This is a genomic window from Sporosarcina sp. FSL W7-1349, from assembly GCF_038003045.1.
In the GTDB taxonomy this organism is placed as follows: Bacteria; Bacillota; Bacilli; order Bacillales_A; family Planococcaceae; genus Sporosarcina.
On the sequence record NZ_JBBOOK010000001.1, the window covers coordinates 2,360,619 to 2,383,330 of the forward strand.

The following is a 22,712-nucleotide window of genomic DNA, read 5'->3' on the forward strand; positions in this document are numbered from 1 at the left end:
TTTTTTATTCCGCAATTACCAGATTGGCATTACCTTCTTCTAACATTTGGTCCACCAAACATTCCTTACAGCAGTACGCATATCCAGCTGCTTCAACGAACTCTTCCTTGTAATGAATTTCCTCCCTGCATCGTGTGCAACGGTCGTAGACGACCGGTTCCGGGTACGGATAACCTGTCAACATTGTCCTTTCAATCGCCGGATCCATCATATTTCTTCACCTCTTTCTACAGCGTTTTCGATATCAATCTCATGTAATTCTTGGGTACATCCGTCGCACCGCACCGGATAGCCCGGCTCAACGCCTGTATAGCACCCGCAACTTTCGCAATAAACGCCAGCCAAGATCAAATCAGCATATTCACCCAATGACTGTCACCACCCATACAATCGCCGTGAGGATGGCCGAGCCGGATATCATGCCATAAAACCAACCGGCGTCATGGCGCGAGATCTCTTCCTCCCCGAAAAAATACATATTCAGTTTTCGCATTTTGTCACCCTTTCTGATGGACGTGAATCCCATCAAGAAGCCCAGGCGCACCGACGAGTAACCAGCTCGCGGAAATTATTCAATGGCTAACCAACCACCTGGACTTCTTGACAGGAGCCAAAGCTCCCGACTTGTGATATAATTGCGTTACACCTGAATTCTGTATGCCGATTGATGCCGGAAACATCAGTCGGTTTTTTTGTGTTCAAATTTGATCGAACAGCAAGCCACGCCGTCTTCGTTCAATTTGTTGATTAATAGGGTCATGCCACTTCCCTTTTTCTTCGATACCTTTAGATCACGGATCCTTGAAAGGGTTTGGAAGAGGTTGTAGGCCCGCACCATCCCTTGATCAATCTCGTCCAACCAAAGGCACTTCTCGATTTGTTCAATTTGATGCAGCGACATGCGTTTCATGTCCAGGACATCCTCAATATCTGTCCGTTTGTAGTTTTCCAGTTTCATAGAAATCCTCCTAGTTTGATAAATCCGATGATGCCCGTACCCATCGTTGCCAAGATATTTGCAAGGATCGTCACCCCTTCCACTCCGGCCATGTAAGCTACCAAAACATCTTGTGAATTGGTCACAGTAGCCCATTTGTGGAACACCGATATCAGAGGTTCCTTTCGATCGTTCTCATACTTTGATACATCAGATTGATTGACGTTTAACTGAAACGCCATTTCCTCTTGGTTCCATCCGGCTCTCTCACGACAAGCCCTTAAAATTGCACCGTATCTCATTTCCTCACCCCCTTATTCCAAATTGGAATACTCTATCTGTTTAGGGTGTTGTACTCTATAGATGTAGCCTCCAAATTCTGCGCAACAACAACCTCTGACAAAAACCTTTCACCGTGCCGGGGACTGCCCCGGCCCTCTTACACTGCTCTGTATCAAGGAACCAGAACTCTCAACTTCCCGTATTCTTTCGGTTTTTCATCTTCGGGTTTTGTCATCACGACCACCTCTGGCTGTGATCTTTCCAAAACCCACTCATCAACCAAATCTTCACGAAACGTCCATTTGCGACGACCCGGGAAACGAAGAACCGGCAGACCCTCCTCGTGCACGTACTTCCTCAACGTGTTAAGTGATACACCGATGTGATCGGCAGCCTCTTTCGAAGTCATCGTTCGCATTACCCTTTCTCCTTTCTACCGGGATTGCGGCCCGGCACCCTTATTCACTTAGCTAAACGTAAATGTTGCTGATTGTTCAGTTGCTTGATTTCCAATCTCAATGCGGTATCTGGCGTCCATTCTTGGATGAATTGCAAAGCCTCCTCGAATTTCACTTTTGGCAATTCGCCATACCGAGGAATTTCAAAGTAGGCTTTGAATTGTCTCCAGAATTGCGAGAACGCCTTCTTCCCAATTTCCTTATAGGCTTTTGCATCTTTGCCGCCGAGACATTCCATGATTTTTCCACGGGCATTCATGTTGATTCGCTGCTCCTGCGCCCCGTTGATCCGCATATGGTCTTTCAGGTACTTCACGTCGGACTCAACCGTTTCGATTCGTTCTTCATGTTGCAATGCGGTTTGCAATAAAAGTTTTGTATTGCTCGGCTGTTCCACTTGATAAGAGCCAGTCTTTCTTATAGAAGGAATCACTTCACTGGTAATCCACTTGCGGAATTTCTTTGCTTCGGGCTTTCGGCTTTCGAGAATAACGTCGTACAGCCCATCCTCATTAACGAACGTTGCTTGTTGCGTTCGCCCGAGCGAATCTTCGATGGGGTGATTTGAAATCACGTCATCCTCCAACCGCCTTTTAACTCCTGCCACCTGCTCGAGACCCAAGATAGAACAGACATCCCTTAACAAAAACATTGGATTCGATTCGTCACCGACAATTCGTAATTCTTGCCCTTCGAATATCTTTGTGAGTTGATTCATCTTCCTTCCTCCCTTTTCGTTTTGTTCGTCTTACAACCTAATATTCGTTCCGCGGGAGCGAATAGTTGCGATTAAACTTTCTACCCCCACTTCTTTCTCACTCTCCCAATCTGGTAAACTCTTGGTAGATGGGAGGTGACATTTTGAAAAGCCTTAAAATCCAAGTGATTCGTCAAAACGAGGATAGAGGACTCGCCTATGTTCAAAAGCACATTGATCTGGGTTGGAGACCTGTTTCCCGCTTTGCTTTAGGAAGTGAAGTCTACTTTGTCAATCTGGTTTGGGAGAAGGAATCGGATCCGCTCTATCCTCCAGAATCCCAATCAAGTAAATAGGCTGCATGGCTTCTGATTTGAGTAATGAAGGCTCGAACAATACGCCAATATCCTTTCGAGTCTTCATCCTTTCGTAATGCTCTTTATCATTTGTGAGGACCAAACTGCTAAGTTTCACCGCACCAAAGTCCACCATGAATTTTTCTTCAGTCATCCCTCTCGCCTCCTATCCGACTTCTTTTTGTTCCTTAAAGGAACATCCTTCTTTAAAAAAATTCACCCAATCGAATTGAAGGGTTTTCGCGATACTCTTCGCCACTTCAACGGAAGGTGTCTTTGTTCCGTTTTCAATGTGCGTATAGTAAGTCCGAGATATTCCAGAGAGTTTCGCAGTCTCATCTTGAGTTAACTTCCTTTCATCTCGGTACTTCTTAAGCCATTTTCTCATGTCGCACCTCCAATGTTCCTTTTAGGAACTTTTAATCTATTCTTAGTATATGTTCCCTTAGGTAACATGTCAACTGTTTTACATAAAATAAATTACACCTTTAGGAACATTGATAGAAGTTACTGTTAGAAACATGTAAAATTATGAATAACAATATGCAATATAGAATGGTGGTTCGTATGGAGAGGTTTCATATTCGGTTAAAAGAATGTCGGGAAAAGAAAAAGGATGTAAACTCGCTATGGACTCAAGAGTATGTCGCTAAAAAAATTGGTGTTGCACGGTCAACCTATACCGCATACGAAAACGGGACCAAACAACCGCCTTTAGACACTATCAATAACATTGCAGATGTTCTTGAAGTAACAACTGATTATCTTCTAGGCAGGTCAGACAATCCTCGCATGACCGAAGATGAAGAATTTGAAGCATTCGCAAACGATCCGGAGCTTGAACGCTGGTATAGAGAATTGCCAGGATCAGACGAAGAAGATGTGAGGAAGCTTCGGGAAATGTGGGAGATTATCCGTAGGGACAGAAATAAATAAGTCACATAATCGATATGACATACAGCCGTTTTAATTTTTATATGAATTAGATATTATATAGCCCGTTTCAGGGCTTTTCTTTCAAACTTTTAAAGAACATACGTTTGAAGGGTGGTTATGTTATGTACATTAACAGCCATTTAGAGGATTACATTAAGGATCTTTATTTAAATATCGGCATAAAGAATCCCGGTAAATTAAATCAACACACCATTGCCAGAAGATTGAACATTTGGTTATATCCTTTCAACGGACCTAGCGAAGCTATTTATTCAAATGGGCGACAATACATCTTTCTGAATCGCAATCTAACACCTCAGGAACAGTGGCAGGAGTTCGCACACGAGTTATGCCACATATTAAGGCATTCTGGAAATCAAAAAAAGATGGCTCGCCTCTTCTTGGAATATCAAGAATGGCAAGCTGATAGTTTCGCATCTCATTTTTGCATACCCACTTTCATGTTGCGAAGGTTAGAACTACCGCAGGATCGTCAAAAAGCTGTATGGAAGATCCAGCAGACATTTAACGTGACTAATGAATTTGCAGAATTGCGACTAAAAATGTATGAAAACAAAGTTTATTCAGGAGTTTTCTATAGATGGATATGAGAATGCAGAAAGTAATGAAAGGAGTATCGTTTCATGGCGAAAGGACATGCCCGCCCGCGCGGTAAAGGGAAATGGCAATTAGAAGTCGACTTAGGTCACTACATTGACCCGAAAACCGGAAAAAAGAAAAGGAATAAAAAATACAGAACGGTTAGCGCGAAGGGACAGCGGGAGGCCGATACGCTGCTTGCTCAGTTTGTAACCGAATTAACCGGCGACGGCCACTTCGAAGGTAGAAAGATAAACTTCGTGGAATTTGTACAAAAAGAATGGGTTCCGAAATACGTGATGCGGAACCTATCTCATACGACTATCTCGAAATATATTAATTACTTAGAGAATCGCATCCTTCCTGCCTTTCAGTATCTGCGAGTTGACCAAGTCCAGCCGCAACACATCATTGATTTCTTGCACAACCTAGGTGAAGACGGCATGCGCTTGGATGGTAAAAAAGGAAAACTGGCTGACACGACCATCTTTTATCATTATCGTATATTAAAAGGGATATTTAATTATGCTGTCAGTGTTCGAGTAATCGAGACGTCACCCATGGATGGAATCGACCGACCTAGAGTGCGTAAATCCAAGGTTGACGTATATGACGATGATGAGGCTGCCGCTGTTGTAGGAGCGCTGGAATCGGAATTGTTGCATTGGCAAGTCGCTATTAAGTTGCTAATTACAACCGGAATGCGCCGGTCGGAATTAATGGGCCTTGATTTGGATAGGCATATTGATTATGAAGAAGGAATTGTGCATGTCGAACAAGCTTTGACATATACCAAAGAAGAAGGATATCAAATTCACGATATCCGGAAAGGTAACGGGAGTGAAAGTGAAGGGAAGCGCGATATTTACCTATCGAACATCGTTATAGACGATCTGAAGTCCTTGCGAGAACAGAAAATGAGAGAACGTGCTGCATGTGAATCGCTCTGGGAGGACGGCAAACATATTTTGATTCTCTCCCACCCAAACGGAGAGCCGTACAGCCCCTCCTCTGTCCGGACTTGGTGGATACGTTTTTTGGAGAGGCATGAGCTGCGATATATAAAGCCCCACGCTTTACGCCATACCTCCGCTACCATTCTAATCAATCGAGGCGTTCATCCTAAAACCATATCTGAACGACTCGGCCATTCCGATATAAAAATCACAATGAATACGTATGGACACGCACTGCGAAAAGCTGATAAAGCTGCAACCGATAAATTTGATACTATTTTTGCAAAACGGCAAGATGATGAAAAATAAAACGTTAAATATCATTAAGAATTACTATGTTTTTCGATTTGGTCGGCAAAATGTCGGCATGAAAAACGGCGCTCCCCTTTCAGATTCAGTAAGAACCTTCGGGAAACGCCGTCATATCAATGTTTTATTCGATGGAGCATACCGGGTTCGAACCGGTGACCTTCACACTGCCAGCGTGACACTCTCCCAGCTGAGCTAATGCCCCGTACATTTGGTATAATGCAATTATAGCATAAGATTTCAAAAAGACAATAGGTAGGGGGTTGGCTAGATGCAGCATGCTGAAAGGGAAATCATTGCGCCCGTTCCGCTTTGTGACGGCAAGGGGCGATTGAATCCCGAATCGATTGGGTATGCCCGGCGTCCATTCATCCAGAGTAATCTAAAAGGCCATTTCATGCGGAAAAAGAAGTGGAATTACTGGTGTGTGTACGGGGAGGATCTTTTATTTTCCGCGACGATCAGCCACCTCGATTATGCGGCTGCCTGTTTTGTTTATATACTGGATTATGAGACGCAGCGGTTTTACGAGAAGATGGTCACCATTCCCGTCGGGCGGAAGGTGAAAATGCCAGAGGGCGTGCTCGACAGCATAAAAGTTTCGACGGACAGCCTGTCGATTCAGCTTGTCCACATCCAAGGGGAGACCCATCTTTCCGTCACCATTCCTGATTTTGATAATGAAGTGCTTCACGCCGATCTTCATATTACCCATCCGGAAGGGGATGATTCGCTGAACGTCGTCATTCCGAAAAGTCGGGACCTCTTTCAATTCACCGCCAAACATCATACGTTGCCGACGGGCGGTTTCGTCAAAATTGGCGAAAGACGGTATGATTTCAATCCGGATTACAGCTTCGCCGTCCTCGATTACGGACGCGGCGTTTGGCCCCGGGAGGCCGAGTGGAATTGGGCGATGGCCTCCCAACGGTCTGGGGGACGCCGGATCGGGTTGAATTTTGGTGGGAAATGGACGGACGGCACCGGCTTGACGGAAAATGCGGTGTTCGTCGATGGTGTCATGACGAAAATCCATGAAGACGTCATTTTCACCTATGATTCCGAAAATTTCATGCTACCTTGGAAAATTCATACCAAGTTTACGGATCGCGTGCAACTGACTTTCACTCCTTTTTTCGAACGCGTCGCCCTGACGAATGTCCGCGTCGTTCGGACCGAGGTGCATCAGTTGGTCGGATATTTCAACGGACGCGTTAAACTATACGACGACTCCATCCTGCCGATCCGGCAAATGCTCGGTTGTACAGAAGAGCATATCGCCAAATGGTGAGACTGTCCTTATCGATATCATTTTCTTCAACACCAGCCCTCAAAGCTGGTGTTTTCATTTATCCGGTTTCTGTTTAATTTTCCTGTTGGGAGGTAAAGTTATGTATAGATGATAATTGGAAAGGTCGTGTAAGTGTGCGTAAATTCACGATAGCAAGTTTGCTTTTGATGGCAGCTATCTTCGTCATGGCCGGATGCGGAAACTTCGGGAAAAATGCGGATAAGGATCAACGGGAAGACGCGGATATCATTTATGAGCATGAAAAAGAAGGAGGCACGATGGAAACCGGGGATGGCTACGGTTTCACCCATTTTGATCTGGATATCGAGGTCGAGGGGAAAGATGCCATTGAAGCGGATTACGAAGTCGATAAAGAGCTTGATGTCGAATACAAAAACGCATTGACTGGTGTGAACGTAAAAGGCAAGGAAGCGATGGATGAACTCGATAAGCTTTTCACCGCCCTTCTTCTCCGCAACAATATGACAGAAGAAGAATTCAAGGAACGCATTTTGACTTATTACGAATTAGACACCTATTCCAAGTTCGACTTGGAAATCAATTTCGATGATGGGACCAACTTGAATATCGAAGACGTGAAATAACAAAAAGGCTATGAGGATCCTCTCCCCATAGCCTATTTTCATCGTCAAGAAATTATAAAGTCTTGGCATGTGGATAACCTTCAAAACTGAGCTTATTCACGTCCAGCTTCGGGCGCTAGAGGGAGGATGCCTTAATTTCTGCAAAGTACGCAGAAATACAGCAAATCGAACCCTTCGCTGTTCGATTGGCTCGGGGTCATAAGCCAAAGCCGCTCTGTGGCAAAAAACGCCATTCCGCATCTTCGTCTTATGCCTGTCGCCTCTGAGCAAGCGCCCTGTGCTTTTGTTCTGCCTTCAGACTTCCGAACCTTTCACCAACTGATAGTAAGCACCTTTGCGTTCCATCAATTCTTCCTGCGTGCCGGATTCGATCAATCGACCTTGATCCATGACGAACACCTTATCCGCTTTCCGCACCGTGTTCAATCGATGGGCGATGACGAAGCTCGTCCTGCCTTCCATCAACCGTTCGAGCGCTTCCTGGATTGCCAATTCCGTCACCGTGTCAATGCTGCTCGTCGCTTCATCCAATAGCAGGATGACAGGATCAGCGACGAGTGCCCGGGCAATGGAGAGCAATTGCTTCTGCCCTTGCGAAATCTCTCCACCATCCGCGGACAAAATCGTATCATAGCCCTGTTCCAATTTCATGATGAATGAATGGGCATTGGCTCGTTTCGCAGCTTCCATCACTTCCTCGTCCGTCGCATCCAATTTGCCATACCGGATATTTTCCCGGACGGTCGCTTCGAAGAGAAACGGATCTTGGAGGACAAACGCTATCTGGCTGCGGAGCGTTCGCCTCGGCAATTCGGAGATCGGAATCCCGTCGATCAGGATCTGCCCTTCATTTGCTTCGTAAAAACGGGCCAACAATTGCATGATCGTCGTTTTCCCCGCCCCTGTCGCACCTACCAATGCCGCCGTTTCACCCGGCTTGACGCGGAATGAAATCCCATCGACCGTATAGCCATCCGTCTCCACCGCATATCCGAATGACACATCTTGGAATTCCACGTCTCCCTTGAGCGTTTGATCCGCATAATCCGTTGCACTGTCTTGCTCCATCGGCTCATCCATGATGGCGAAGACCCGCTCCGCACCTGCAATGGCGGACAACACCGTATTGAATTGATTGGCCAGATCATTTAAAGGACGTGTGAATTGACGGGCCAACTCCGAGAAGATGACGATGGTTCCGATCGTCACGATGCCATCTCCTTTTAACGCCAATAGCCCACCGACACCTGCCACAATCGCGAATGCGGCATTGTTCAGCATATTCATCACTTTTGGAATGAACCCCGAGTACGTCGATGCCCAAAAACCGGCCCGGCGCAGGTGCTCGCTTCTCATCGCAAACTCTTCCATCACCCGGGATTCCTGGGAGAACGCCTTGACGATCCGCTGACCGGAAATCGTCTCCTCAATCATACCGTTCAACTCCCCGAGCGCCCGTTGCTGTTCCTTGAAGAGAAGCCCAGTCCGACGTGTAATCCAGCGGACTGCGATGAACATGACCGGGATGATGATCATCGTCAGAACAGTCAGCAACGGACTGAGGTACAGCATGACCGCAAGTGTTCCCGTCAATGTCAGGATACTCGAAAACACTTGGATGAAAGAGGAGTTCAACGTTTGGCTGACGCTTTCAATGTCGTTCGTCACCCGACTCATCAACTCGCCATGCTGCCGTTTATCGAAAAAACTGACTGGCAGTTTTTGCAGATGTGCGAACAACCCCGACCTTAACCGCAAGACTGTCCGTTGGGCAATACCGACCATCCAAAAGTTCTGGAAATAAAGCGATAGCGACAGAACAAGGTAAATGGCAATCAGCCAACCGAGCTTATCAGCCAAACCATCGAAGTCCATCGGGATGATATGGTGATCGAGAATCTTTCCGACCATCAACGGCCCAAGCAAAGTGAGGACCGAACTTACAAAAACCAGGCCGAGCACAAGAAGTAATAGACCGCGCTGCTCATCGACCATCTTCCAGGTCCGGATCAGGACTGACTTCCAATCGCCCGCCCGCTCCTTCTTCTTCTTTTTCACCTCTTGGATCGCTTCTTTCGTAAGGATCGGTTCATATCCAAACGGTTTACGGATGTTCGACATCATCGATCACCTCCCCTTCCGCTTGGGACTGCGCAATTGCCTGGTAGAGCCCCGATCGGCCCAACAGCTCCTCATGGGTACCGTAGCCGACGACCCGGCCTTCGTCCAATAGGAGGATGCGATCCGCCCCCTGCGCTGTCCGGATTTTTTGCGTGACAACGAGCATCGTCGCTTCCTCATCTTGCAACGCTTCCCATAATGCAGCTTCCGTCTTCACATCCAATGCACTCGTGCTGTCATCCAAAATGAGGATGGTCGGTTTCCGCACAAGAGCCCGAGCAATCGACAGCCTCTGTTTTTGCCCGCCGGATAAATTAACCCCTTTTTGCCCAACCCGAGTTTCGTACTTCTGCGGAAAATGGTCGATGGACTCGTGAATCTGCGCTTTTTTCGCGGCTTCCACCAATTCATCGGACTCCGCTTCATTGTCACCCCATGCCAGGTTCTCCATGATGGAACCGGTGAATAGTACAGATTGCTGCGGCACGAGCCCGATTGTTTCCCGCAACTCATTTAATGGCCACTCCCGGATATCCACTCCCCCGACATAGATCGCCCCATCCGTCACTTCGAAAAAACGGGGGATCAGATTGAGCAGGGTTGATTTCCCAGAACCTGTCGCTCCCATGATGGCAAGCTTTTCCCCGGCTGACACATGGAATGTGACATCTTTCAGCACGGCTTCCGCCCTACCCGGATAATGGAAAGAGACATTCTGAAACCGCAGATCACCGGCCGAAACGGTCAAGCTGGAACTCTCCGCCTGCTGGTCTTCCAAGGCTTCATCGGCCAATAGCACTTCCGTCATCCGCTCTGACGAGGCTTTCGCACGGGAAAACAAGATGATGAGGAATGAAAACATCGAAAACGCACCGGTAATCCGCATCGCGTAGTTGACAATCGCCACAAGCTCCCCGACTTGCGCGCCCCCTTCCCGGATTTCACTAGCCCCGAACCAGAGAACCGCCATCAAGCTGACATTCATGATGAAGAGCAGCACTGGCAGGATCAATTCCATCATGCGCATCGCCCGGACCGTGTCACCCCGCAAGGAATCCGCGACCTTGTCAAACCGTCCCGCTTCGTAGGTCCCCCGCAAATACGCCTTGATGAGCCGGACCGCTTGTAGGTTCTCCTGGATGACCCGGTTCACCCGGTCCAACCGTTTCTGGACGCGTGCAAAGAGCACGACACCCTTTTTCGTCATGACATATAAAAAGATGGCAAGGAATGGCGCCCCTGCCAGTAAGAATAAGGCAAGCTTCATGTTGACGATAAAGGCCATGATCAAGCTGCCGATGACCATGAGCGGCGCGCGCAGCATGATGCGCAACCCCATGAACAACACGTTCTGCACCATCGTCACATCACTCGTCAACCGGGTGATAAGGCCCGACGCTGGAAACCGTAAAAAGGTGGCCATCGTGAACGCCTGCACCTTGCCGAACAGCGCTTGCCGAAGGTCGAATGCAAAACTTTGTGCCGCATGGGCTGCGAAGAAGGAATTGACGGCTCCCGTGAGGAAGGCCGTTAACGCCAACGCCATCATGACGCTCCCCCACGTCCACACAACCGCGGCGTCCCCCGCGATAATCCCTTCGTCAATGATTTTTGCGATGAGCAAGGGCTGGACCAGTTCCACCCCAAGCTCCACCAACGTCAATGCCAGCGCAATGACAATCGGCCATTTATATGGTTTGGCATATGAAAATACTGTCCTCATGTCCAAGCCACCCCCAAACCCTTTCGTTTCTCGAATCCATTTATTCGTAGCTCCCATTATAGCACGCTAGGCAGAGAGTACGATTTTCTTTTGTCCTGGCCGGGGGTTGATTGTGCTTGGGTTTTTGTTGCTAGCACTTGATGCTTGGTTTGTTGCACTCACACGTTCTTTCCTTGCACTCGGGATTGGGTTGCTTGTGTTCAACAGCAGATTCATTGCACAGCGATCGTTGCTTGCACCCGGCACCCGGTTCATTGCACTCACATGATCTTTCCTTGCACTCCGCACCGGGTTTCTTGCGTTCAATGACGAATTTATTGCACAGCGATCATTGCTTGCACCCAACACCCAGTTCGTTGCCCCCCACTTTTTTCTCTCCGAGTCAGGTGGCTTGCGCTAGCTCTAATTGCAATCCCATGTTTCTCCCCCAACACCCTAAATTTTTACGTTAATTTCCCAGTTCGCCCTTGTATTTCATTCCCAAATAGCATATAGTACATTACAACAGTAATGCACTGGTTAACAGGAGGTGACGTGATGCTCGATTTGGATAGTTCGAAACCGATTTATGTTCAAATTGCGGAATGGATTGAAAGTGAAATCATCGATGGGACGCTGCAGGCGGATGAGAAAGTTCATTCACAATACCAACTGGCCGAGATTTTCAATATTAATCCGGCGACGGCGGGAAAGGGGCTAACCTTATTGTTAGATGCAGGGATCGTATATAAAAGGCGGGGGCTCGGGACATTCGTTTCGCCCGATGCCCGTGACGCTTTGATTGTCAAACGGAAAGAAGAGACACTTCAGGGACTGATCCGCCAATTGTTGACGGAGGCGCGGTTGCTCGGCGTCGACGATGAGCATCTGTTGTCCATGATCGAAGCGGAGCGTGCACAGACGAAGGAGGGGGAATCATGAATGTTATTGAATTTAACGATGTCACGAAGGCTTTTAGAACGCATACTGTATTGAACCGATTGAACTTCACCATTGAAGAAGGGATCCTCACCGGTGTAATCGGCCGGAACGGAGTCGGCAAGTCAACTTTGATGAAGATTGCGGCGGGGCATATCCACGCGTCTTCCGGGGATGTCCAGGTCTTTTCGGAAAATCCTTTTAACAGCTTAAAAGTTTCGGCCAATCTCATAATGGTTGATGATACGCTCAGCTTCTCCGACAAGTTGTCATTACAGGAGATCCTGCATGAGGCGGCCCGGTTTTACCCGAATTGGGACGCCGGCCTTGCTCAAAGGCTTTTTGAGTATTTCCAATTCCACCCCGCTTCCCGGCATGCCGCGTTATCAAAAGGGAAAAAAAGCACGTTCAACGCCATTTTCGGACTTGCGGCCCACTGTCCATTGACGATTTTGGATGAGCCGACGACCGGCATGGATACGGCGGTTCGCCAAGATTTCTACCGGGCATTACTGAAAGATTATCTCGCCCATCCGCGGACGATTTTATTGTCCAGCCACCATCTGGAGGAGATCGAGGATTTGCTGGAAGATATTTTGCTGATCCATGATGGCGGCGTTCGATTCCACGGGCCGATCACCGAGCTGCAAGAAAAATTCATCAAGCTGGTCGGCAAAGAAGAGAAGTTGGCCTATTTCGCAACAAATAAAACAAGCTACGGCCGGCTTCAAAATGGCGCTTGGAGTGAACTCATATTGGAAAACAGCCTGTCTGATGATGATAAGTTAAAACTGGCAGAAGACGGTCTTAAGGTACTGCCGGTTTCGGCGAATGAGGCCTATGTCATCTTGACGGCCGGGTTGAATGGAGGGATCGATGATGTATTTGACAGAACCGCGGCTGACTGAGATTGTACGGAAGCAAGTGCGCTATAAGTTCAACGCATATACAGGTGTATTCACCTCCCTGATGGTCATGCAGATCATCGGCATGCTGTTGGGATTCAACTCGAGGAGCAGTTTCTATGGCGGTTCATCGATGGAAATTTCCGTGACGACGGCTTCTGGCGACTTGCCTTTTGTCATGACGCTCATTTGGGCATTTACAACAGGCATTGTAATGACGACAACCGCATATCGCAATGACGCCTTCGCTTATGTGTCGAACCGGATGAGCCATCACATGTCAGGCTTCCTCTTCCTATTGGCAGCCTCTGCAATAGGCGGTGCAACGGCAATGCTTGCCGGCTCGATCGTCAAATTCATCTCCCTGTTCCGGTCGGAGCCTTTCCTGATCAGTTCTTGGGACATTTTCACGGCACCGATGGAATTCTTTACACAAATGGCGACTGCCATTTTGTATGTCATTTTGATTGCCAGCATTGGCTATGGTATCGGGGCACTAGTTCAGCGGAGTAAGCTTGTCATTCCGCTGCTCATCCTTGTCTTGTTCGTCTTACCATTCTTTACAGGTTTTCTTACATTTGAAATCATCGCGAAAGCGGCAGAGTTCTATGGAATGGAAACCTCTCTTCCTGTCTTTCTCTTGAAGGTGGTTGTCACAGTGGCCGGACTGTTTGGGATGGCTGCTTTCTTGACGGATCAATTGGAGGTGAGGAAATGATGGTAGCTGCATTCCTCCCGCTTCTTCTCGTCCTATTGCTCCTATACTTTTTTCTGCCGAAGGGAAGGAAACTTTCCAACAGAGTGCAAATGAACCACAAATGGACCTACGTGTTCTTTGCTGCCTATTTGGTGATTTTGCTCATCGCTACAGTCACTGTCGGATTCCTTGACAACCGGGAACCGCTAGAACTTCCGCTGGCAAACGAAAATGCGGAATACGAGCTCGATGAAATGGTTTGGTCGGGTGATGTCGATGACCTCCCTGCTGACCGAATCATCAGGGATCAGACCTACCCCGTCCAGGATAGGTTTCGGATTGTCAATCAAGTGACGGAGGAGTTCGAAGAATCCCCCCAAATTATATTGGAGCGAAAAGATACAGACGATGGGGTGATTGAGGAAAAAATCATCAGGGCTTTCCTTATCGTTGGTCCTTATGATCTTTCTGACCGGGTCGAGCACTTCCTTCCCCGCTGGGAGGACGGCCAAATGATCATTTATCCACAGCCAAAGGCCCGAATGGAGCTGAACTCCTATGAAGACGCCGAACTGCTACAGCAATTCACAGGGAAGTCGCGTCGTGGTGGAATGGAACTTGGTTCATCTACATCACGGGGCCAACTCATCTATCTTCGCGTTCCAAAAGGGTTGATGGTCGATATTGATGACGGGTTGTATGCCGCATGGCTCGATGAAGAGGAATCCATGTGAAAAAACGGGGTGATCCATTTCCAGGATCTCCCCGTTCTTCATTCTTCCCGTGCCTTGCTTCCCGCAATCGACAGGCCGGTCACACCGACGAGCATGACGAGTGCCCCCAAGAGTTGCCAGATGCCCAGCACTTGCCCGAGCCAGAGGACCGAGATTACCATCGCAGTCAGCGGTTCGAAGCTGGATAAGATACTCGTCTCGACCGGGGTGATGTATTTCATGCTTCCCAAAAACAGAGAGAAGGCGACCGTCCCGACGACGACGACCAAGGCGAGCATGCCGGCGATCCGCCAGTCAAGCAGTGGTTCGTACCCCGAGATGACGGCCATTGGATTCACGATGAATAAAGCCGCTCCTCCAATCAGCATCCCCCACCCTACAGCGAGCAGCACTCCCCATTCGCTCATCAAGCGGACGGGATACAAGGTGTAGAAAGCGAAGGTGAACCCGACCGCCACTCCCCACGCCACCGCTGCCTTGCTCAGTGCAAATGCAGCAAACGATCCATTCGTCATTAGCAGGAACAGCCCGACGATGGTGACAGCAATTCCGATCACTTGCGCGCGAGGTGGCAATGTCCACTGCCGCCATGAGATGAAAATGATAATAAAGATAGGCGCCAAAAATTGAAATAATGTCGCGATAATGGCATTGCTAGATTCGATGGATCCGAGAAAAGTATATTGAACCCCGAGCATCCCGAATATGCCAAACAAAATAAGTTGCCGGGACCATACTTTTTGCTGCAAGGGAGCTAAAATTCGCACTCCTCTCCCTTTCAGAATGGAAAGAAGCAGAATCCCGGCCACTATCATTCTCACAATGATTAAAAAAGAACGTGTCATCGCACTCTCTGTAAGAAGCCATTCCATCATAGGCCCTGTCGCTCCCCATAACACTGCACCTATGATGATCATCGCGATTCCTTTGAACCGTTCCATCGAAACTCTCCTCTCCAGTCCGACCTTACCATGCCCATTCACCTAATGATTCGATTGAAAAACTCCTAAAAATAAACAAAAGTTGGAGATTTGTCATAATCATGCTGAAAAGCAAAAAATGTTTTATTATAATAGTAGTATAAAACATCCAAAAGGGGACAGTGATATGAAATCCGAAAGCGGGCAATTTATGCCGGAACTCCCGGACCTTCTGCATAATCTTGAGCAGTTCTACATGGTGATACGTACCGACGCAGAGGGTGTCATATTCTACACAAACAAAAAATTCCTGGACATCAGCAAATGGACGCCGAAACGGATCCTCGGAAAGACGATTTGGCAAATGTTCCCCGAAACGGACGAAGGGGTCGAACAAGCCCATCTTATTTGGGACACCGTGAATAAAGGGAAAACGTGGTCCGGCGCAACCGAAAAAATGGGGCGGACCGGTGAATCGTATCATGTCAACCTGATCGCTATCCCGTTTATGAACGATGAAGGGGAATTGAATTCCGTCACGTTCTTGGAACTGGATATCACGCAAGACGTGAATATACGCAATCAGCTTCAACAGATCGCCTTTATCGACTTTGAGACAGGGCTGATGAGCCGACATAAGCTTGAAGCCACTGTAAATGAGATGATCCAGGAAGACAAGCATTTTTCGTTTGTCCATATTACGATCGACCATTATTACACTTTGAAAGACCTGCATTCTCATGATTCTGAAAGAGTATTGATTAAATCATTCAGCAATCGGTTAAAGCGGTTTTTCCAAGACAATCCGATTGCCCGGATCGGCATCAGTGAATTCGCCGTCTTGACACCGTTCGGCGATTGGTATATCCAAGGATTCCTTGGATTTTTGGAGCAAAACCCGATTTACATCGACAATAATGCCTTGCCGATTTCCGTCAGCGGAGGGATCGTCCGGTTCCCTGAAGACCAACAGACGTATAACCATCTCATCCAGGCAGCTCTGACCGCTACCAAGGATGTCATCGAACACGGCGGCGGAAAAATCGTTTCATTGACCTCCGAATCGCATCGCGGGCTCAATCGACGCGCCACGATCGACCGGAAAATGCTAACCGCCTTGAACGAACAGAGCCTCCAGGTCGTCTACCAACCGCAATGGGACGTGGCAAGCGGACAAATCAATATGTATGAAGCCCTTGTCCGTTGGGAGGACGATGAACTAGGGATTGTGATGCCGGAAGAATTGATCTCCGTTGCAGAGGAAAACGGGCTGATCCACGAAATCGGCGCATTTGTGTTGCGGAATGCCGCCCAACTTGCAGCGGAATGGGCAAAAAGTAAGCAAGATATCAAAATTTCGGTGAACTCGTCCGTCCGGGAATTCAGCAATGCCCGGATGCCTGAAAAAGTCCATTCAATTTTGGAAGCGACCGGTTGCCCGTCCAACCGGATCCAACTTGAGATTACAGAACGGTTCGCCTTCCAAGCCGAAGAAGAGCAGTCCCTCGTCGGCCAAATGAATGACCTGAAAGAAAAAGGGATTGACTTCGCTCTCGATGATTTCGGGACCGGATACGGTTCGTTCCGTTTTCTACAAAACTTGCCGATTTCTAAAATTAAAATAGATAAAGAGTTTATCGGTTCTTTATTGACCCACAATAAGACGCAACAGCTGGTGGAAGGGATGATTCGCCTTGGAAAATCTCTCGGCCTCTATGTCGTCGCGGAGGGTGTGGAAACGGAAGAACAGATGGATCTGCTCATCTCGATGGGCATCGATGCCATCCAAGGCTATCATATCGGTGTGCCTGTCACCCTCGAGAAAATTGCCGTCTTATGATAGACAAAAAACGGAGTGCTTTCGGATGAAAGGCCACTCCGTTTTTATGTTGCCGATTTCTGTTCCCTTCCACGGAGGGCCCGGAAGATGAGCTGGATGATCACTTCTGCGAACACCAAGCCCATTGCAATCGCTCCCGACACCATGAAAGCGACCGAAGCGTAGGACAGAGCAGCTAGATAATCATTTTCCACGACATGCCGCATCGCATTATACGCTGTCCCGCCCGGCACGAGCGGAATGATGCCGGCCACACTGAAAATGATCATCGGCATCCGGAAGCGCTTCGCGAATAGATTGGCGACGACGGCGACCGTGAACGCCCCGAAAAACGAAGAACGGACCGGATCCTCGAGCAGTTCATTGAACAATTGATAGACAAGCCAACCCGTCATCCCCGCCAATCCGCAGTATAAAAGCATCCGACGCGGCGCGTTGAATAAAATGCCGAACCCCATCGTCGCTAAAAAACTAAGGGTGCCCTGTAGAAGATATGAAGTCATCTCAACCCGCCCCTTTCCGTTACTATCTGAACAATTCAGTTAAAAGGCTAACACAAGAGCCACTCCGGCCCCGATGGCAAAGGAAGTGAGAAAGGCCTCGGCCCCTTTCGACAAACCTGACACGAAATGGCCGGCCATCAAATCGCGCACCGCATTTGTGATCAAAAGACCGGGAACGAGAGGCATGACAGACCCGATGATGATCGTATCCAATTCCGTTCCAATGCCTCCCGTGACAGCCACATAACTGATCAACCCGACAAACAGAGCGGCCACAAATTCGGCGAAGAACTTCACCCGTGTCCATTCCTGGATGAATGTCACGACAAGAAATCCGAAGCCCCCTGCGAAAATGGCAGTCGGAAGATCAGTCCACCGCCCGCCGAACATAAGGAGGAAACAGCCGCTTGCTACAGCGGCCGCAACGATTTGGAGCCAGATTGGGAACATGACATTCTCCCGTTCGATTTGTTTCAGGCGGGCATACGCCTCTTCCAGATTATATTCCCCAGCGGCCAGCTTGCGGGACACGTCATTGACAAGTGCAATCTTCTCCAAATCGGTCGATCGATGCTCAATCCGTATCAATTTCGTATGATGTGGGCTGCCCGGGGAAAAAATGATCCCCGTCGGCGTCACAAAACTATGCGTGGCAGATAGTAACTGCGTTTGTGCCATCCGCGCCATCGTATCCTCCACCCGATACGTTTCCGCCCCCGCCTCCATCATGAGCCGGCCGGCCAGCAGGCAACAATCGATCGCCATTTCCTTGTCCCCCACCCCGTCCGCCTCCTTTTAAATTTATCTTAGCGAAGGCCAAAGGAAAATACAATGTATGGGAGAATAAAAGGCCTCTCCTGATACACATACTGTCGAGAAATAGGAAAAAAGGTGATGGCGTATCGTACAACAACATAGCGAACAGCTTGAGCAGCAGTTTCAGGCGGACAAGAAAATGATTTTGACAAAATTACAGTCTGCCTCCGACACGATTCAGCAGATGGATACCCTCTTTGATGCGTTTGCGGTCAAACAGGCGCAACAACAGTTGCAAATGGCTTCGCAACTGATCAACCAACTGCAAGGGGTTGTGGTAAGCGCCGCCCCTACCACGACGCAACATCAACTAGAACAGGTCCGGAAGCAAGTCGATTCGGCTGCGCAGACGTTGCAATTGATCGAAACCTTGAACACAGGGAACCAAAGCTTCAAAAAATGAAAACCCGGGAGATGTTATCCCGGGTTTTCATCTGTTTTCTCCAGCTGATTTGTTCGTAAAACCGAGCGGACCGCGTCATAAATCTCTTGATATCCCGTGCATCTACAAAGATTCGGTCGCAGCCACTCTTTGATCAATTCATCGTCTGCCTCCGGATGTGTAGTGACCAAGGCATGGCTGCTGACGACAAATCCCGGGGTACAATAGCCGCATTGAATGGCAAAGTGTTCGACAAACGCCTGGACCATGGGGGAATCCTTCAGCCCCTCGACTGTCGTTATATTCATCTGCCTTGCTTCTACAGCCAATAGCAGGCAGGAGTGCATCGGCTTTCCGTTCACCAATACATCACAGGCGCCGCAGTCCCCGTTTTCACAGGCCATTTTCGTCCCTGTCAAACCAAGTTCAGATCGCAGGACATGCAGCAAGGTGTCCGCCGAACGGACTTTGACATGTTGGGTCCTTCCGTTGACCAGTAAAGGGATGACCGTGAAAAGGTCCCGATTGGAAAGTTTCATAAGCTGGCCTCCAGACGTTGGATTGTTTCTGTCAATAAAGTGGATAGCGTATACTCCCGGTATTCTTCCGATGCAAGAAAATCATCCATCACCTGCACCGGCAGTTTTGCTATCGCTTTTTGAACCCTTTCACTGACGGAAAGAGAAGATTCATTCAGAATGCCTTCAATAACAGAGGAGCGGAACGGAAGATTACTGACGCCGCTGAAGGCAATCCGGATCCTTCCCGTAGCGACAAGTGCCGCCAAGCTGACAATCGGATATCCGATAACGGACGTCCGTGTCCGTTTCAAGCTGAGATAAGGCTCTTGGATATATGCCAAGGGCACTTTAATTTGTGTCAGGAACCCTCCTGCAGGGAGGTCTGTTTTCACAAGTGACTCGACCGGCAGGATATCCTTCTCTTTCGGACCAGCCGTGACAGCCAACGCATCCGTGACGAGTAACGGCAGCATGGCTTCCCGATAAGGGAGACGACTCAACAAGTTTCCTCCGACCGTAATTTTATTATTGGACGTATGGTCCGCAATTTTCTTCACCGTCTCCCCCGCTAACGGAAATAGGTCGGAATCCGCCAAGTCGTTCAACGTCACGGCGGATCCGATCACCAATTGATCCTCCTCAACGGCGAGAGTGTTGCATTCAGGGATGCCTTTTAGATCGATGACGACATCCATTGTCAGTTTGCCGCCACGCGCGAATGTGATCACTTCCGTGCCTCCCGAATAAAAGATCACTTTCTTCCCCAATTTCCATTCCGCTTCATACAAGTCAAGCGCCTCTTCAATCGTTTCCGGTCTAAAATATTCGAAATTGAAAGGGATCATTGCCCAGCCCCCTTCCTTAACCGCCAAAGCGTTTCCGGAGTAAGCGGCAATTCATCCACTTCTATACCGATGGCAAACGACAGACTGTTCGATAAGGCGCCCGCCGCCCCGATGACCCCATACTCACCGATTCCCCGTGCTCCATATGGACCTTCAGCGGATGGCGTTTCTACAAATTCCACTATATATTCTTCCGGTTGCTCCCCGAATCGCGTCATCTGATACGTCCGCATATCGGGGTTTTGCGGAATGCCGGCATCATTATATAGGAATGCCTCTCCTTTTGCGATGCTCAGTCCCAAGAAAATGCCGCCCCGCATTTGCTGCTGTGCGGTCATCGGGTTGATGATCGTCCCGCCGTCCATCACAGTGACGGCTTTCAGGATGCGGTAATCGTTTGTCATTTCATCAAATTCCACTTCCACCGCCTGCGCGCCGACAGACCACCAAGGGCCGGGATCCCCAAAGCCAGTTTCCTTATCCATTGGAGTCAAATGCCGCTGCACATGATTGCCGACACCGACGATCTGTCCGCCGACTGTATGACCATTTGGATATTTGTATCCTAATGCAATGGTTTTTATCTCAATTCCGATTTCTGGAACGGCGGTAACGAAGACACGGTTACCGCCAACGGACAGCTCATCTGCTGCACATTGAAGCGCGATGGCTGCATTCTTTTTCAATTGGCGGATCGCATCGTCAGCAGCGGCCAGCACTGCCCTCCCGGCCAAATAAGTCGTACTGCTCGCAACAGTCCGCCATTGATGGGGGTTGTGCTGGGTGTTCACATCCATCGTGACGTGAATGTCCGCCAGATTCATCTGCAACCGCTCCGCAGCGATTTGCGCCAAAATGGTTTTCGTCCCTTGTCCCAATTCAACGGCCGCACAGCTTAGGTTGACGGTGCCATCCGGTTCGAATGTTAGAATGGCTCCAGCCTGTGCATTCGTTGACGTTGTGGACGTCTTCCAAAACAGAGCCACACCTTTGGAACGTTTCACCGTCTCCGACACAGTCACTGGTTCAGGGCCTGAATATCCGATCAACTCTTTTGCTCTTGTCAGGCATTTCACCGTATCGCCGACCTTGTTTTCATTGAGCACGGATTGGGTCGGTGTGGAGTGTCCCGGACGGATGGCGTTCATCAGACGAAATTCGACGGGATCGATGGATAGCTGTTTGGCAAACCGGTCCATCGTCCGTTCAATGGCAAAAGTGAGTTCGGGATGGCCATATCCTCGAAAAGACGTGGCAAACGTGTGATTCGTGTACATGCAATAGGAATCGCACCAGACATTCGGAATATGATAAGGACCGGTACAATCAAGAGCCGCCGCACGGGTGATCCCTGCCGCCTGGTCGGAATAGGCGCCCGCCTCGACGAGGAAGGTATACTGTCCAGCGATCAGCTTCCCTTCCGCATCCACACCTAGCTTTACCGTTGCATCAAATCCGATATGGGTGGGTGCCGTTATCATGTCCTGTTCACGCGTAAAACGGAGACGGACCAATTTGCCTCCGACCGCACGCGAAGCCAGATACGCCAACGGCTCCAACTGAACGGTCCCTTTTCCTCCAAATGCCCCGCCCAGCAACGGGATATGTACGATGACTTTACCGACTGGAAGATTGAAAAATTGATTAAACACCTTTTTGATGGTGTACGGCGATTGGCTTGTCGAATGAACGATGACCCTGCCGTCCGGATTGATTTCCACCGTAGCCGCACGCGTTTCCATTGCCAAATGATCGGAAAGGTTGAATCGGTAGTTTGCCGTGATTGTCTCCTTGCAAGTCGCCCAGGCAGCACCGAAATTTCCTTTTCGGATTTTGATATGACTGGCAATGTTCGTCCCTGGAACCGGATAGACATTATCAATGATTTTTTGGTAGTCTCCCAATTGTTCATGGAGCAGAGGGGCATCTTTCTCGAAAGCCTGTTGGACCGAATTAACGACAGGCAATGTTTCATACTCCACTTCGATTTTCTCCGCTGCCGCTTTCGCTTGGTATTCCTCGTCGGCGATGATAATGGCTATCGGTTCGCCATAATAACGGACCTTTTGGTGTGCAATCGGAGGCCGATCCGCTAAAATAGGCCCGATCGGGAACGGGAACATATCTCCCGTCACAATCGCTTGGACGCCAGGCACTTTCCATGCCTCTGCAACTTCTATTGAAATGATCGAAGCATGTGCTTCGGTACTTGTAGCTACATAGGCATGCAGCATGCCTGGAATTTCGGAATCGCTAAGGTATTTTAAAGTTCCTGTCGATTTTTCAGCAGCATCGATCCGTTGTGCTCCTGTTCCGACGACTTTGTTATAACCGTTCACCCGGCTCTCTCCTTTTCTTCT

General features: G+C 48.8%; 28 protein-coding genes and 1 tRNA gene. 12 read left to right on the plus strand and 17 right to left on the minus strand.

All coding sequences use genetic code 11. From position 1 onward, the window contains the following. Positions 1-4 precede the first annotated feature (4 nt). The 8 genes from MKY41_RS11645 to MKY41_RS11680 all read right to left on the minus strand — a co-directional run bounded on the left by MKY41_RS11645 (position 5) and on the right by MKY41_RS11680 (position 3,118). Positions 5-211, minus strand: coding sequence for a hypothetical protein (locus MKY41_RS11645; protein ID WP_340745172.1), 207 nt, complete (start codon positions 209-211; stop codon positions 5-7). 150 nt (positions 212-361) lie between these two features. Further along, positions 362-493, minus strand: a complete 132-nt coding sequence (locus tag MKY41_RS11650) for a hypothetical protein (protein WP_340745173.1) — start codon at positions 491-493, stop codon at positions 362-364. Positions 494-679: 186 nt separating this feature from the next. Beyond that, positions 680-958, minus strand: coding sequence for a hypothetical protein (locus MKY41_RS11655; protein WP_340745174.1), 279 nt, complete (start codon positions 956-958; stop codon positions 680-682). After that, complete coding sequence (locus tag MKY41_RS11660; RefSeq protein WP_340745175.1) at positions 955-1,239, minus strand: helix-turn-helix domain-containing protein; 285 nt, start codon at positions 1,237-1,239, stop codon at positions 955-957. Before MKY41_RS11660 ends, MKY41_RS11655 begins: the two co-directional genes overlap by 4 nt. Positions 1,240-1,391: 152 nt before the next feature. Next, complete coding sequence (locus MKY41_RS11665; protein ID WP_340745176.1) at positions 1,392-1,637, minus strand: helix-turn-helix domain-containing protein; 246 nt, start codon at positions 1,635-1,637, stop codon at positions 1,392-1,394. Between the two features lie 44 nt (positions 1,638-1,681). Beyond that, a complete protein-coding gene (locus tag MKY41_RS11670; protein ID WP_340745177.1) occupies positions 1,682-2,395 on the minus strand; it encodes an ORF6C domain-containing protein in 714 nt (237 codons plus the stop codon). Positions 2,396-2,665: 270 nt separating this feature from the next. Beyond that, on the minus strand, positions 2,666-2,884 hold the full coding sequence (locus MKY41_RS11675; RefSeq protein WP_340745178.1) for a hypothetical protein: 219 nt from the start codon (positions 2,882-2,884) through the stop codon (positions 2,666-2,668). A gap of 12 nt (positions 2,885-2,896) precedes the next feature. Further along, positions 2,897-3,118: a helix-turn-helix transcriptional regulator gene (locus MKY41_RS11680; protein ID WP_340745179.1), complete on the minus strand. Its 222-nt coding sequence runs from the start codon at positions 3,116-3,118 to the stop codon at positions 2,897-2,899. A gap of 179 nt (positions 3,119-3,297) precedes the next feature. Between MKY41_RS11680 and MKY41_RS11685 the strand changes: the two genes are divergently transcribed. The 3 genes from MKY41_RS11685 (at position 3,298) to MKY41_RS11695 (ending at position 5,531) form a co-directional block, all read left to right on the plus strand. Further along, positions 3,298-3,666 carry a helix-turn-helix domain-containing protein gene (locus MKY41_RS11685; RefSeq protein ID WP_340745180.1) on the plus strand — a complete coding sequence of 123 codons (369 nt, stop codon included), beginning with the start codon at positions 3,298-3,300 and terminating at the stop codon, positions 3,664-3,666. Positions 3,667-3,788: 122 nt separating this feature from the next. Continuing rightward, positions 3,789-4,277: an ImmA/IrrE family metallo-endopeptidase gene (locus tag MKY41_RS11690; RefSeq protein ID WP_340745181.1), complete on the plus strand. Its 489-nt coding sequence runs from the start codon at positions 3,789-3,791 to the stop codon at positions 4,275-4,277. Between the two features lie 33 nt (positions 4,278-4,310). Next, complete coding sequence (locus MKY41_RS11695; protein WP_340745182.1) at positions 4,311-5,531, plus strand: tyrosine-type recombinase/integrase; 1,221 nt, start codon at positions 4,311-4,313, stop codon at positions 5,529-5,531. A gap of 132 nt (positions 5,532-5,663) precedes the next feature. On the opposite strand, the gene MKY41_RS11700 is transcribed toward MKY41_RS11695, so the two are convergent. Beyond that, positions 5,664-5,736, minus strand: a tRNA-Ala gene (locus MKY41_RS11700). A 66-nt stretch (positions 5,737-5,802) separates the two neighbouring features. Between MKY41_RS11700 and MKY41_RS11705 the strand changes: the two genes are divergently transcribed. Together MKY41_RS11705 and MKY41_RS11710 are read left to right on the plus strand one after the other, a co-directional pair. Beyond that, positions 5,803-6,822, plus strand: coding sequence for a DUF2804 domain-containing protein (locus tag MKY41_RS11705; RefSeq protein ID WP_340745183.1), 1,020 nt, complete (start codon positions 5,803-5,805; stop codon positions 6,820-6,822). A 134-nt stretch (positions 6,823-6,956) separates the two neighbouring features. Further along, the gene (locus MKY41_RS11710) at positions 6,957-7,427 is read left to right on the plus strand and encodes a YusW family protein (RefSeq protein WP_340745184.1); all 471 of its coding nucleotides are present in this window, start codon (positions 6,957-6,959) and stop codon (positions 7,425-7,427) included. 294 nt (positions 7,428-7,721) lie between these two features. On the opposite strand, the gene MKY41_RS11715 is transcribed toward MKY41_RS11710, so the two are convergent. Further along, positions 7,722-9,548, minus strand: a complete 1,827-nt coding sequence (locus MKY41_RS11715) for an ABC transporter ATP-binding protein (RefSeq protein ID WP_340745692.1) — start codon at positions 9,546-9,548, stop codon at positions 7,722-7,724. Continuing rightward, complete coding sequence (locus tag MKY41_RS11720; protein ID WP_340745185.1) at positions 9,532-11,271, minus strand: ABC transporter ATP-binding protein; 1,740 nt, start codon at positions 11,269-11,271, stop codon at positions 9,532-9,534. The genes MKY41_RS11715 and MKY41_RS11720 overlap by 17 nt, the downstream gene beginning before the upstream one ends. Before the next feature lie 112 nt (positions 11,272-11,383). On the opposite strand from MKY41_RS11720, the gene MKY41_RS11725 reads away from it, so the two are divergent. The 5 genes from MKY41_RS11725 to MKY41_RS11745 all read left to right on the plus strand — a co-directional run bounded on the left by MKY41_RS11725 (position 11,384) and on the right by MKY41_RS11745 (position 14,525). Beyond that, positions 11,384-11,539 carry a hypothetical protein gene (locus MKY41_RS11725; RefSeq protein ID WP_340745186.1) on the plus strand — a complete coding sequence of 52 codons (156 nt, stop codon included), beginning with the start codon at positions 11,384-11,386 and terminating at the stop codon, positions 11,537-11,539. A gap of 269 nt (positions 11,540-11,808) precedes the next feature. Beyond that, the gene (locus tag MKY41_RS11730; RefSeq protein ID WP_340745187.1) at positions 11,809-12,192 is read left to right on the plus strand and encodes a GntR family transcriptional regulator; all 384 of its coding nucleotides are present in this window, start codon (positions 11,809-11,811) and stop codon (positions 12,190-12,192) included. Continuing rightward, positions 12,189-13,097 (plus strand): ABC transporter ATP-binding protein, encoded by a 909-nt coding sequence (locus tag MKY41_RS11735; RefSeq protein WP_340745188.1) that lies wholly within the window; start codon positions 12,189-12,191, stop codon positions 13,095-13,097. The genes MKY41_RS11730 and MKY41_RS11735 overlap by 4 nt, the downstream gene beginning before the upstream one ends. Next, the gene (locus tag MKY41_RS11740; RefSeq protein WP_340745189.1) at positions 13,069-13,812 is read left to right on the plus strand and encodes a hypothetical protein; all 744 of its coding nucleotides are present in this window, start codon (positions 13,069-13,071) and stop codon (positions 13,810-13,812) included. The genes MKY41_RS11735 and MKY41_RS11740 overlap by 29 nt, the downstream gene beginning before the upstream one ends. Continuing rightward, on the plus strand, positions 13,809-14,525 hold the full coding sequence (locus MKY41_RS11745) for a hypothetical protein (protein WP_340745190.1): 717 nt from the start codon (positions 13,809-13,811) through the stop codon (positions 14,523-14,525). Before MKY41_RS11740 ends, MKY41_RS11745 begins: the two co-directional genes overlap by 4 nt. A 38-nt stretch (positions 14,526-14,563) precedes the next feature. On the opposite strand, the gene MKY41_RS11750 is transcribed toward MKY41_RS11745, so the two are convergent. Next, positions 14,564-15,466: an EamA family transporter gene (locus MKY41_RS11750; protein ID WP_340745191.1), complete on the minus strand. Its 903-nt coding sequence runs from the start codon at positions 15,464-15,466 to the stop codon at positions 14,564-14,566. A 166-nt stretch (positions 15,467-15,632) separates the two neighbouring features. Here MKY41_RS11750 and MKY41_RS11755 point away from each other — a divergent pair, with 166 nt between their 5' ends. Beyond that, on the plus strand, positions 15,633-17,285 hold the full coding sequence (locus MKY41_RS11755) for a sensor domain-containing protein (protein ID WP_340745192.1): 1,653 nt from the start codon (positions 15,633-15,635) through the stop codon (positions 17,283-17,285). 44 nt (positions 17,286-17,329) lie between these two features. Here the strand turns inward: MKY41_RS11755 and MKY41_RS11760 are convergent, their stop codons facing one another. Beyond that, positions 17,330-17,788, minus strand: a complete 459-nt coding sequence (locus MKY41_RS11760; protein WP_340745193.1) for a threonine/serine exporter family protein — start codon at positions 17,786-17,788, stop codon at positions 17,330-17,332. Between the two features lie 39 nt (positions 17,789-17,827). Next, entirely contained in the window at positions 17,828-18,553 is a 726-nt protein-coding gene (locus tag MKY41_RS11765; protein WP_340745693.1) for a threonine/serine exporter family protein, read from the minus strand. 190 nt (positions 18,554-18,743) lie between these two features. Here MKY41_RS11765 and MKY41_RS11770 point away from each other — a divergent pair, with 190 nt between their 5' ends. Continuing rightward, positions 18,744-19,007, plus strand: a complete 264-nt coding sequence (locus tag MKY41_RS11770) for a hypothetical protein (protein WP_340745194.1) — start codon at positions 18,744-18,746, stop codon at positions 19,005-19,007. A gap of 14 nt (positions 19,008-19,021) precedes the next feature. On the opposite strand, the gene MKY41_RS11775 is transcribed toward MKY41_RS11770, so the two are convergent. Genes MKY41_RS11775 through MKY41_RS11785 form a run of 3 tightly spaced genes read right to left on the minus strand, consistent with a single transcriptional unit; the run spans position 19,022 to position 22,691 of the window. Then, a complete protein-coding gene (locus MKY41_RS11775) occupies positions 19,022-19,525 on the minus strand; it encodes a (2Fe-2S)-binding protein (protein WP_340745195.1) in 504 nt (167 codons plus the stop codon). After that, complete coding sequence (locus MKY41_RS11780) at positions 19,522-20,352, minus strand: FAD binding domain-containing protein (protein WP_340745196.1); 831 nt, start codon at positions 20,350-20,352, stop codon at positions 19,522-19,524. The genes MKY41_RS11775 and MKY41_RS11780 overlap by 4 nt, the downstream gene beginning before the upstream one ends. Beyond that, entirely contained in the window at positions 20,349-22,691 is a 2,343-nt protein-coding gene (locus MKY41_RS11785) for a xanthine dehydrogenase family protein molybdopterin-binding subunit (protein WP_340745197.1), read from the minus strand. Before MKY41_RS11785 ends, MKY41_RS11780 begins: the two co-directional genes overlap by 4 nt. Positions 22,692-22,712 lie beyond the last annotated feature (21 nt).

What these genes read in the sequence shown, in the direction of transcription:
- MKY41_RS11680 (WP_340745179.1), bottom strand. Translation starts at nt 3,118, where the DNA reads ATGAGAAAATGGCTTAAGAAGTACCGAGATGAAAGGAAGTTAACTCAA.
- MKY41_RS11665 (WP_340745176.1), bottom strand. Translation starts at nt 1,637, where the DNA reads ATGCGAACGATGACTTCGAAAGAGGCTGCCGATCACATCGGTGTATCA.
- MKY41_RS11655 (WP_340745174.1), bottom strand. Translation starts at nt 958, where the DNA reads ATGAAACTGGAAAACTACAAACGGACAGATATTGAGGATGTCCTGGAC.
- MKY41_RS11650 (WP_340745173.1), bottom strand. Translation starts at nt 493, where the DNA reads ATGCGAAAACTGAATATGTATTTTTTCGGGGAGGAAGAGATCTCGCGC.
- MKY41_RS11760 (WP_340745193.1), bottom strand. Translation starts at nt 17,788, where the DNA reads ATGACTTCATATCTTCTACAGGGCACCCTTAGTTTTTTAGCGACGATG.
- MKY41_RS11690 (WP_340745181.1), top strand. Translation starts at nt 3,789, where the DNA reads ATGTACATTAACAGCCATTTAGAGGATTACATTAAGGATCTTTATTTA.
- MKY41_RS11705 (WP_340745183.1), top strand. Translation starts at nt 5,803, where the DNA reads ATGCAGCATGCTGAAAGGGAAATCATTGCGCCCGTTCCGCTTTGTGAC.
- MKY41_RS11730 (WP_340745187.1), top strand. Translation starts at nt 11,809, where the DNA reads ATGCTCGATTTGGATAGTTCGAAACCGATTTATGTTCAAATTGCGGAA.
- MKY41_RS11660 (WP_340745175.1), bottom strand. Translation starts at nt 1,239, where the DNA reads ATGAGATACGGTGCAATTTTAAGGGCTTGTCGTGAGAGAGCCGGATGG.
- MKY41_RS11755 (WP_340745192.1), top strand. Translation starts at nt 15,633, where the DNA reads ATGAAATCCGAAAGCGGGCAATTTATGCCGGAACTCCCGGACCTTCTG.
- MKY41_RS11740 (WP_340745189.1), top strand. Translation starts at nt 13,069, where the DNA reads ATGTATTTGACAGAACCGCGGCTGACTGAGATTGTACGGAAGCAAGTG.
- MKY41_RS11715 (WP_340745692.1), bottom strand. Translation starts at nt 9,548, where the DNA reads ATGTCGAACATCCGTAAACCGTTTGGATATGAACCGATCCTTACGAAA.
- MKY41_RS11675 (WP_340745178.1), bottom strand. Translation starts at nt 2,884, where the DNA reads ATGACTGAAGAAAAATTCATGGTGGACTTTGGTGCGGTGAAACTTAGC.
- MKY41_RS11670 (WP_340745177.1), bottom strand. Translation starts at nt 2,395, where the DNA reads ATGAATCAACTCACAAAGATATTCGAAGGGCAAGAATTACGAATTGTC.
- MKY41_RS11735 (WP_340745188.1), top strand. Translation starts at nt 12,189, where the DNA reads ATGAATGTTATTGAATTTAACGATGTCACGAAGGCTTTTAGAACGCAT.
- MKY41_RS11745 (WP_340745190.1), top strand. Translation starts at nt 13,809, where the DNA reads ATGATGGTAGCTGCATTCCTCCCGCTTCTTCTCGTCCTATTGCTCCTA.
- MKY41_RS11645 (WP_340745172.1), bottom strand. Translation starts at nt 211, where the DNA reads ATGATGGATCCGGCGATTGAAAGGACAATGTTGACAGGTTATCCGTAC.
- MKY41_RS11695 (WP_340745182.1), top strand. Translation starts at nt 4,311, where the DNA reads ATGGCGAAAGGACATGCCCGCCCGCGCGGTAAAGGGAAATGGCAATTA.
- MKY41_RS11780 (WP_340745196.1), bottom strand. Translation starts at nt 20,352, where the DNA reads ATGATCCCTTTCAATTTCGAATATTTTAGACCGGAAACGATTGAAGAG.
- MKY41_RS11770 (WP_340745194.1), top strand. Translation starts at nt 18,744, where the DNA reads ATGATTTTGACAAAATTACAGTCTGCCTCCGACACGATTCAGCAGATG.
- MKY41_RS11750 (WP_340745191.1), bottom strand. Translation starts at nt 15,466, where the DNA reads ATGGAACGGTTCAAAGGAATCGCGATGATCATCATAGGTGCAGTGTTA.
- MKY41_RS11720 (WP_340745185.1), bottom strand. Translation starts at nt 11,271, where the DNA reads ATGAGGACAGTATTTTCATATGCCAAACCATATAAATGGCCGATTGTC.
- MKY41_RS11765 (WP_340745693.1), bottom strand. Translation starts at nt 18,553, where the DNA reads ATGGCGATCGATTGTTGCCTGCTGGCCGGCCGGCTCATGATGGAGGCG.
- MKY41_RS11775 (WP_340745195.1), bottom strand. Translation starts at nt 19,525, where the DNA reads ATGAAACTTTCCAATCGGGACCTTTTCACGGTCATCCCTTTACTGGTC.
- MKY41_RS11685 (WP_340745180.1), top strand. Translation starts at nt 3,298, where the DNA reads ATGGAGAGGTTTCATATTCGGTTAAAAGAATGTCGGGAAAAGAAAAAG.